The organism is Candidatus Planktophila sp. (assembly GCF_044348745.1).
GTDB lineage: Bacteria > Actinomycetota > Actinomycetes > Nanopelagicales > Nanopelagicaceae > Planktophila.
In genome coordinates this window covers 1-9,086 of sequence record NZ_JBIKSG010000037.1, presented here as the reverse complement: position 1 = coordinate 9,086, position 9,086 = coordinate 1, and the positions used below count along the sequence as shown (strand labels likewise).

10 protein-coding genes, 1 tRNA gene and 1 pseudogene are annotated in these 9,086 nt (G+C 46.5%); 5 read left to right on the top strand and 7 right to left on the bottom strand.

The window, feature by feature from the left end:
- Positions 1–62 precede the first annotated feature (62 nt).
- Positions 63–389, bottom strand: coding sequence for a S26 family signal peptidase (locus AC9UH7_RS05610; RefSeq protein WP_509596090.1), 327 nt, complete (start codon positions 387–389; stop codon positions 63–65).
- Positions 390–459: 70 nt separating this feature from the next.
- Here AC9UH7_RS05610 and sodN point away from each other — a divergent pair, with 70 nt between their 5' ends.
- Complete coding sequence (gene sodN, locus AC9UH7_RS05605; RefSeq protein ID WP_509569535.1) at positions 460–849, top strand: superoxide dismutase, Ni; 390 nt, start codon at positions 460–462, stop codon at positions 847–849.
- Here the strand turns inward: sodN and AC9UH7_RS05600 are convergent.
- From AC9UH7_RS05600 to AC9UH7_RS05585, 4 genes are read right to left on the bottom strand one after another with little or no spacing between them, the layout of a single operon-like run.
- Positions 846–1,265: a thioesterase family protein gene (locus AC9UH7_RS05600; protein WP_509596088.1), complete on the bottom strand. Its 420-nt coding sequence runs from the start codon at positions 1,263–1,265 to the stop codon at positions 846–848. The two genes, sodN and AC9UH7_RS05600, sit on opposite strands and share 4 nt — an antisense overlap.
- The gene (locus AC9UH7_RS05595; RefSeq protein WP_509596086.1) at positions 1,262–1,654 is read right to left on the bottom strand and encodes an anti-sigma factor family protein; all 393 of its coding nucleotides are present in this window, start codon (positions 1,652–1,654) and stop codon (positions 1,262–1,264) included. The genes AC9UH7_RS05600 and AC9UH7_RS05595 overlap by 4 nt, the downstream gene beginning before the upstream one ends.
- Positions 1,651–2,256 (bottom strand): sigma-70 family RNA polymerase sigma factor, encoded by a 606-nt coding sequence (locus AC9UH7_RS05590; RefSeq protein WP_509596084.1) that lies wholly within the window; start codon positions 2,254–2,256, stop codon positions 1,651–1,653. Before AC9UH7_RS05590 ends, AC9UH7_RS05595 begins: the two co-directional genes overlap by 4 nt.
- A 17-nt stretch (positions 2,257–2,273) precedes the next feature.
- Positions 2,274–3,017: an SOS response-associated peptidase gene (locus AC9UH7_RS05585; RefSeq protein WP_509596082.1), complete on the bottom strand. Its 744-nt coding sequence runs from the start codon at positions 3,015–3,017 to the stop codon at positions 2,274–2,276.
- Between the two features lie 44 nt (positions 3,018–3,061).
- Here AC9UH7_RS05585 and aroA point away from each other — a divergent pair, with 44 nt between their 5' ends.
- Genes aroA through AC9UH7_RS05565 form a run of 4 tightly spaced genes read left to right on the top strand, consistent with a single transcriptional unit; the run spans position 3,062 to position 8,520 of the window.
- Positions 3,062–4,363 (top strand): 3-phosphoshikimate 1-carboxyvinyltransferase, encoded by a 1,302-nt coding sequence (aroA, locus tag AC9UH7_RS05580; protein ID WP_509596080.1) that lies wholly within the window; start codon positions 3,062–3,064, stop codon positions 4,361–4,363.
- Positions 4,360–5,382 carry a ribosome small subunit-dependent GTPase A gene (gene rsgA / locus AC9UH7_RS05575; protein ID WP_509596078.1) on the top strand — a complete coding sequence of 341 codons (1,023 nt, stop codon included), beginning with the start codon at positions 4,360–4,362 and terminating at the stop codon, positions 5,380–5,382. Before aroA ends, rsgA begins: the two co-directional genes overlap by 4 nt.
- 12 nt (positions 5,383–5,394) lie before the next feature.
- Complete coding sequence (locus AC9UH7_RS05570) at positions 5,395–6,246, top strand: inositol monophosphatase family protein (RefSeq protein ID WP_509596076.1); 852 nt, start codon at positions 5,395–5,397, stop codon at positions 6,244–6,246.
- Between the two features lie 12 nt (positions 6,247–6,258).
- Complete coding sequence (locus tag AC9UH7_RS05565) at positions 6,259–8,520, top strand: heavy metal translocating P-type ATPase (RefSeq protein WP_509596074.1); 2,262 nt, start codon at positions 6,259–6,261, stop codon at positions 8,518–8,520.
- Between the two features lie 38 nt (positions 8,521–8,558).
- Here AC9UH7_RS05565 and AC9UH7_RS05560 read toward each other — a convergent pair.
- Together AC9UH7_RS05560 and AC9UH7_RS05555 are read right to left on the bottom strand one after the other, a co-directional pair.
- Positions 8,559–8,632: transfer RNA gene (locus AC9UH7_RS05560), tRNA-Met, on the bottom strand.
- A 55-nt stretch (positions 8,633–8,687) separates the two neighbouring features.
- A pseudogene (locus tag AC9UH7_RS05555) lies at positions 8,688–9,086 on the bottom strand (UPF0182 family protein); the annotation flags it as partial.

Genomic DNA, 9,086 nt, shown 5'->3' with positions numbered 1-9,086 from the left:
GGCACACTCACGCTTGTAAGTGGGTGGTGAGGGACTCGAACCCCCGACCCGGTGATTAAGAGTCAGCGCGCTCTGCTCTTCTTGTATCGAAACAGCACAACACCAATAACCTCATTAGCCGGAATCCAACCCCAACTACGTGAATCAGTGCTCTCATCATTATCGCCCTGCACCCAATAATTTCCTGCATGGAACTTTTGCACTCGCTTCACAAGAAAGATCCCTGGTCGCTCTTCGCGCTCAACCACAACAACCTTGCTGACAAGGGAGTCTCCGACCGCCTCTAAACCTGGCGCGGAATCTAACCAGCTGACAAATAACCAGTCGCCCTCTCGGTATGTGGGAAGCATGGAGCCGCCTGCAACCTTAACTGTGCCAAATTTGCTCACGGGCGGTAGTCTCGCACCATAAGCACTGCATTTCCATCACATCGATAAGTGCTTAATAGGGGAGAAGAAAATGTTTGCACCAAAGACAACTGTCTACGCACACTGTGATCTTCCATGTGGAGTTTACGATCCAGCGCAGGCAAAGATTGAAGCGCTATCTGTAAAGGCATGCATGGAAAAGTACGCAGCTAACTCAGACGCAGATTTCCGTTCACGTTCAGTGGCGATCAAAGAAGAGCGTTCACACCAGGTTAAGGAGCACCTATGGGTGCTATGGACTGACTACTTCAAGGCACCACACTTTGAGGCATACCCACAGTTGCACTCATTGTTTAATGAGGCAACAAAGCTTGCAGGTGCTGCAGGCACAAAGGGAACCCAAGATGTTGCAGTTGCAGATTCATTGATTGCAAAGATTGATGAAATTGCAGAGATTTTCTGGGCAACTAAGAAGGCTTAGTTTTTATTTATATCCTGAACTAGATTAAGAGCAGCGGTGCGAGCGAGGAAAGATACTCGCTCCACCGTTGATCTTTTTATCAATGCTGCTGCAATTTGGCGATCATGTTCATAGACTTCACACTCAAAAGTAATTTCTTTTCCCTCAATTTCAATCACGCGAGAAGTGCCACGAAGTTCTGCGCCAATACTTGCAGGCGATAATGAAATGAATTCAACACTTACTGGGATAGTTGTCTCTTCAGGTTCTAAGTAAAGATCTAGGGATAAAATGGCTGCGTGCTCCATCAAATTAATCAGTAGAGATGGTGCGATGATTGGAAGATCGCCTATTCCGATGGCAACAGATGTGTCGCCGGGGCGCACAACCATCTCTGTTAATCCAACTGCGCCTAGTACTTCTTCTGCAGCAATCACTCTTCATCCTTATGAAAACGAATCTCTTCGGTGTGCTCAATAGTGACCTCGCGGTGCTCAATCTGCCCGAACTCATCTATTTCAATTGATATTTCAGTCATGCTGTACTGGGTTACCACTTCGGTGAAGGCACCGGTCATTTGCCCATGTATTTGGCGATAAATCGCATCATGTAACTCTTCTGGTGCTTTTTCATCACAGCTGCGACGAAGCACATCTTGCATCAAGGAATGGATTGCTTGTTCATGGGCAAGTTCTGCTTCACATGCAGGACAGCTAGAGATGTGAACTTCAATTAAATTCATTTGTGGTGCTTCGATATTTCCCTCAATCAGCAACACAAATGAGTTCAATACTTCATTACATCCCAATGCAAAGTTGAATGTCATGGTTTCGCCCCCGATTTCTTATCGGTGCTATAGCCAAGTTCTTTCGCATACTCAGTTAACCGCTCACGCAGCTGTTTTCTTCCCCGATGCAGCCGTGACATGACAGTTCCTGCCGGAACTCCAACAATCTCTGCTATCTCCTTGTAGGAAAAGCCTTCAACATCAGCCAAGTAGACCGCTATTCGAAACTCTTCAGGAATATCTTGAAGTGCCCGCTTAATGTCGCTATCTGGCAGATTCTCTAACGCCTCAACTTCAGCAGATTTACCTTGGTCACTAGTGTGAGAGGCCGCATCTGCTAGCTGCCAATCCTCGATCTCGCCAGCACTTAATTGAGGGCGACGTTGATCCTTGCGATATGTATTGATAAAAGTTGTTGTTAAAACACGGTAGAGCCAGGCCTTTAAATTAGTTCCAGGTTCAAACTGATGAAAAGAAGCAAACGCTTTTAGATAAGTGTCTTGCACTAAATCTTTTGCATCATGTGGATTTTTTGTGTAACGAAGGGCAGCGCCATAGAGCTGGTCAGTAAATGCAAGGGCATCTCGCTCAAAGCGGACAGCACGTTCCGCTGAGCTCTCTTTAACTAGATCCGTTGACATCGCCTAAAACACTATCGCTAAAACAGGGTTTCTGGCTCTCCCAAAGGCGTTTCAACCGTCAACTCTTTTCCGTTATTTGCCACACTATTTACCAAATCTGACACTGGGCGAGCGATAACGATGGAATCAGGGTTCTGGACAACCATTAAGGATTTCAATTCATTGACATCGCTATTGCGAGGGTTGAGCCACGTATCCCAGCGATCTGGTGGCATGAAAACTGGCATTCGACTGTGAACAGTTTCTAGCTCACCTTGTGCTTCTTGCGTGATGATTGATGCGGTCTCAATTACTTCACCATTTTGGGCTGTCCAACTACTCCAGATCCCGGCAATCGGGAGTTGTCGGCCATCGCGGGCAGAAATATAGAAAGGCTGTTTAGGGCGGTATTGACCAAGTGCGGTTGCCCATTCGTAATAACCAGATGCTGGTATGAGGCAGCGCGTTGATCGAAACGCATTTCTAAATGTTGGCTTTTCGTGAATTGACTCACTGCGTGCATTGATCGCTCTAGATTGCGAAGCGCGGGCTTCTTGCATATCTGTTAACCAAGGTCCAATTAATCCCCACGAAACAGTTGCTAGAGCTCTTTCACTCTTGATGTCTTTACCTGTGCGGTCATTGGCGCGAATTATATAAATTGGATTTGTTGGTGCGATATTCCAATTGAGCGGCAAAGAGCTTTGTGGCGATATGCCGGTGACCTCGAACTGCTCCATGAGTTCGCGCATATCGGCTGTTTGCGCATAACGACCACACATAATTAAAGGGTATCGCAGGTATCGGCACGCGTTAGAATAAGGCGATGACAAACAACGCTCACTGGCCAGCGATTTATCGCGGCGCAACACCAGTTGATATCAGCGTTGTCATCCCTGGATCCAAATCTGTCACAAACCGTGCTTTGATTTTGGCTGCCCAAGCAAAGAGCACCTCAACATTGCGCCGCCCTCTTGTCTCACGCGATAGCGAGCTAATGGTTGCTGGCTTACGGGCGTTAGGGATTGGTATCGAAGAAAGCACAACAATTGTCGATGGAAATGAAGAGCTGCAATGGATTGTTACACCAGCGCCAATGCGCGGTGGGGTGCGCATAGATGTTGGCAATGCTGGCACTGTAATGCGCTTCTTGCCTCCATTAGCCGCCCTTGCAGATGGTGGAGTTATCTTTGATGGAGATCCACGTTCCTACGAACGCCCACTTGGCCCAGTAATCAAAGCACTTGAAGAGCTTGGCGTATCGATCGATCATGAAGATCGCTATAGCTTGCCTTTGAAATTAAATGCAACTGGCAAAGTTGGCGGCGGTGAAATCACAATTGATGCCAGTGAATCAAGTCAATTCTTGTCAGCCCTACTTTTAGTAGCACCTAGCTTTACTCGTGGGATAACTGTGAAGCATGAAGGTGGTTCATTGCCTTCAATGCCTCATATTGAGATGACAGTTGAAATGTTGCGGCAATTTGGAGCAACGGTTGAAGTTGATTCAGTTGCACAAACATGGAGTGTTAGGCCAGGCCCACTACTTGGTTTAGATTTAGTGATTGAGCCTGACCTTTCAAATGCTGCACCATTTCTATCCATTGCAATGGTCTGTGGTGGTCAAGTAGCAATTGCAGACTGGCCTTTGAAAACAACACAGCCAGGTGATCAACTACGAACAATTCTTTCGAATATGGGCGCACAGTTCTCTATTGGAGATAACGGTTTAACAATTATTGGCACTGGAAAAATTCATGGCATTGATGTTGATCTCCATGATGTTGGTGAATTAACCCCTTCTATTGCAGCTTTGGCAGCACTTGCCGATTCACCATCTCATTTGCGTGGAATCGGCCATCTGCGCAAACATGAAACAGATCGTTTAGCAGCGCTCACTCGTGAGATAAATGCACTTGGTGGCAAGGTCGTAGAGGAAGAAACTGCATTACACATAACCCCTGCACCACTACACAGTGGGGTTTTTCAAACATATGACGACCACCGATTAGCAACAGCTGGGGCTGTGCTGGGCCTAGCGGTCGAAGGAATTGAAGTAGAAAACATCGCAACAACAAGAAAGACATTGCCAGATTTTCCCGGGCTCTGGAGCTCTCTTTTACTATGAGTCCACGCGAATACGATGAATCAGATGCGCGAGTTCGCCCATCACGTAGCACTCGCCCTCGAAGTAAAGATCGACCATCACACAGTGATGCAATATCAGCATTAGTTACAACAGTTGATCGTGGCCGCCAGACCTGCATTACCGAAGATGGAACTATCGTCACCGCGATGCGTGCACGTGAGCTTGGTCCAAAATCTGTTGTAACAGGTGACAATGTTTCTATTGTTGGCGATGTAACGGGAGTGGACGGGTCTCTTGCTCGCATTGTTGCTGTTCAAGATCGTCGAAACTCACTGAGTCGCACGGTAGATGATGCTGCACAGGTGGAACGCACAATTGTTGCCAATATTGATCAGCTAGTAATTGTTGTGGCGGCGGCTAATCCAGAGCCACGTCGTGGTCTCATTGATCGCTTTTTAGTCTCGGCTTTTACAGAAGGAATTATTCCAAAGATCGTTGTAACAAAAACAGACATCAGTGATGTTCCTACATTTCTTGCAGAATATGCTGATCTTGATGTTGAAATCATTCACACGGCGATAAAGAGTGAGTCACGAGCAAAAGACTTAGCAAAACTACATCAGGTGCTTGAGGGAAAGATCTCAGTACTGGTTGGGCACTCTGGTGTTGGCAAATCAACTCTAATTAACGCACTTGTGCCCGAGGCAGATCGAGTGACAGGTGATGTAAATGAAGCAACGGGTCGCGGTCGTCATACATCTTCTAGTGCTATCGCATTGCCACTTGTAGATAGTGAAGGCTGGATTATCGACACACCGGGTATACGTGCATTTGGTTTAAGCCACATCGATAATCAAAGAATTGTTGATGCTTTTAGTGACCTATCTGAAGTAGCGGCAAATTGCCTTTCTAACTGCTCACACGCAGAGAGCTCTTGCAAATTAGATGCCTGGGCTAGTCCGGATGGGGTTGCAAATGCTCACCGAACTGCACGTCTGGCAAGCCTTCGATCATTGTTGGCGGTCAAAGATTCGTCTGCCTCAATAGTCGAGGAATAGACTGACACCACCATGAGCAACGATAAGAGTTCCAACGATCTGCAGGATGATCTAGCACTTGCCCATGCATTAGCTGATTTAGCCGATGCGATTTCTCTAGATCGCTATCAAGCACAAGATTTAGTCATAACAAACAAACCCGATAACACACCAGTGACCGATGCTGATCGCGCAGTTGAAACGGCAATCCGTGAGGCTTTAGCCACCCATCGCCCAACAGATGGCTTAGTTGGCGAAGAGTTTGGAAGCGACAAAGGAACATCAGGTCGTTATTGGGTGATTGATCCAATCGATGGCACAAAAAACTTTATGCGTGGCGTGCCGACGTGGGCAACTTTGATTGCTCTTGTAAGTGTTGACTCATCAGGTGTCGAAGAAGTTATTGTTGGCATTGCTAGCGCACCAGCACTTGCACGACGATGGTCTGCATCTAAGGGACAGGGTGCATTTGTGAGATTTAATTCAGGAAATGTTGATGATCTCTCCGAAGATTTTGAAAATTCTACAAATGAGAAAAAAATTTCTGTCTCAAGAGTTGCAGATCTCTCGGACGCATCAATTTCATACTCAGATTTTGTGGGTTGGGGAGAACGCTTAGAACCTTTTCAAAAAATGCTAGCTAGTGCCTGGCGCACGCGAGGCATTGGAGACTTCTGGTCTCACATGCTTGTGGCAGAAGGCGCAGTTGATGTGGCGATCGAACCATCACTTGCACTTTGGGATATGGCAGCGCTAGATATCATTGTTCGAGAAGCTGGCGGTACATTTACCAATACAGCAGGACAGAACGGTCCTTTCGGCGGAAGTGGTGTTTCTACTAACGGGGCATTACATAACGCAGTGATCAACGGATTAAATCCCTAACAAAAGGACATCATGAGCCAATTACTAGAGCCAATTACCCTTTCTGTTCAGGGAATGACTTGCTCGTCCTGCGTTAATTCAGTTGAAAAAGCGCTGAATAAGGTTGAAGGGGTCAGTGCGACCATTAACTTTGCAACAGAAACTGCTCATATATTGGCTCCGGCAGATATGAATCCTAAGGATTTAATCAAGGTTGTAGAAAAGGCAGGATATGAAGCTTCACTTTTGGTGGATGCAACCTCTGTAACCCTACATAGCAAGAAATCTGCTCGCGCTTTTTTCTTCGCCTTTATCTTTGCAGTCCCAGCCGTTGCCATGTCAATGATCATGAGTTGGCATCACCAGATTGATATGTGGGTTCATGATGCCCTAGATACTTTTGGTCTACCGCATCCTTTGTACTCTGCAACTGCATGGGTTGTAATTGCCCTCAGCGCCCCAGTAGTGCTACTTGTTGCCTATCCAATACATAAGGCAGCATTTAGAAATCTTTTACACCCAACCATGGATAACTTGATCTCAATGGGATCACTAGCAGCCTTTGGTTGGTCTATCTATGCAAACTCGACAGGTGCTGGAGATGTTTATACCGAAGTAGCAGCAGGTGTGATTTTCTTTGTAATTCTTGGTCGCTATCTAGAAACCCGGGCAAAGGCAAAAGCTAGTAGTGCGCTCACATCTTTATTAGCCCTTGGCAGTAAAGAGGTAACAATTGTTCGTGGGGGATTCCCGCTAATTGTTCCAATTGAACAGTTACAAATTGGTGATGAATTTGAAGTTCGCCCAGGAGATCGAATTGCTACTGATGGAATTGTCGTTAAAGGTGAGAGCGCAGTCGATAACTCCATGTTGACCGGTGAAACAAAACCCGTAGATGTGCGTCCAGGTTCTTCAGTAATTGGGGCATCGGTTAACCACAACGGCCGTTTGATAGTTCGTGCAACACGAGTTGGTAGCGACACCGAATTAGCGCGAATTACTGCGATGGTAATTAGCGCGCAAGGCACTAAAGCTCCAATTCAGCGCCTTGCAGATCGAATCAGTTCAGTGTTCGTTCCAATTGTCACAGTGCTTGCAATAGGAACATTTGCCGGTTGGTATTTCACAGGTTCATCACTGACTCAATCAATTTCTATTGCTATTACCGTATTAGTAATTGCTTGCCCTTGTGCACTTGGATTGGCAACACCAGTTGCACTTCTGGTTGCTTCAGGTCGCGGGGCAGCACGTGGCATTGTTCTGCGGGAACCTCGTGTTCTAGAGGTTGCTCGCAAGGTGGATACAGTCTTATTTGATAAGACTGGCACTCTGACAGAAGGAGTGATGCTGGTTCAAGAGGCAACTATTTCTCCAGCAGCAGGGGCAGTTCTAGGTCGCTCCTTCGCAGAGATAGTCACACGAGAGAACATTCTTGCATCGGCTGGTGCAATTGAATCTTTGAATAACCACCCAATTGCTCTTTCAATTACTAAATATGCTTTAGCTAATGCAGGGCAAGTGACATCTTCACGTCCAACATTTGCTGTTTCTGATTTTTCTGTAACACCTGGTTCTGGTGCTGCAGGTCGGGTTTTAATCGGATCACAATCCCCAGTTGTGCTCATTGGCTCACCTGCCGCTGTTGCCCACAGTTCAACTGAGTTCCATGCAGATATCAAATCTGCAATCGAACGTGGACAAACTGCAGGCCTAACACTGGCAGTACTTGCTTGGGACGGAGTTGCACTAGCTGTCTTTGCTATCGGTGATCAACTCAAAACCGATGCAGCACAAACAGTTGCTGCACTTCGGGATATGGGAATTACCCCTTGGCTTGTTACTGGCGACAGCAGCGAGGTTGCAGCATCTGTTGCAACAACTGTTGGTATTGACGCAGCACATGTTGTTTCACATGCTTTGCCTGAAACTAAACTTGAAATTGTTGAACGCATGAAGAGTGAAGGACATACTGTTTTAATGATTGGTGATGGCATCAATGATGCCGCAGCTCTGACCGCAGCTGATCTATCAATGGCGATGGGAACCGGAACGGACACAGCGATTAATAGTGCTGATATCACTTTGATGAATTCAGGACTTGGTTCTGTTATTTCAGCGTTGAAGCTTTCAAAGAAGACCCTCAAGATCATTCGACTCAACATGGGTTGGGCCTTCATATATAACGTCATTGGATTGCCTATTGCAGCGGCTGGATTGTTATCTCCGCTTTATGCCGCCGCCGCAATGGCAGCAAGCAGCGTCCTGGTCGTGACTAACTCACTACGGATTAGATAAGCAAAAAGGCCCTCGTGTGAGGGCCTTTTTACATCTAGTAGCGGGGGCAGGATTTGAACCTACGACCTCTGGGTTATGAGCCCAGCGAGCTACCGAGCTGCTCCACCCCGCGCCGGTGCTGCAATCTTATGCGTACCGATAGATAAAGACCAAATCGAAGTATTTATCTATTTTCCTTGTGCATTGATTGCGGCATCAAGTGCGGATTTCAATCGCTTTTGAGCCTTGTCATATGCAGCAAAGTCTCCCTTTGCAAGTGCAGCTAATCCATCGGCGTATGCCTTTTTTGCACTTGCAAGAGCGTTAGCAAGTGATGAATTAGTTGTTGCACCAGTTGAACCATTTGTTGTTGATCCTCCTGCTGCAGTTCCAGAGTTTCCACCGAATACCTGATCAAGTGCTCCCTTTAATGTGTCATCAAAACCAATCTGATCACCGAAGGAAACAAGTACCTTTTGTAGTAATGGATATGCAGCACTGTTTGAAGTTGCTCGAACATACACAGGTTGTACATAAAGCAATCCACCACCAACAGGAAGAGTCAGCAAGTTTCCAAGTACTACATC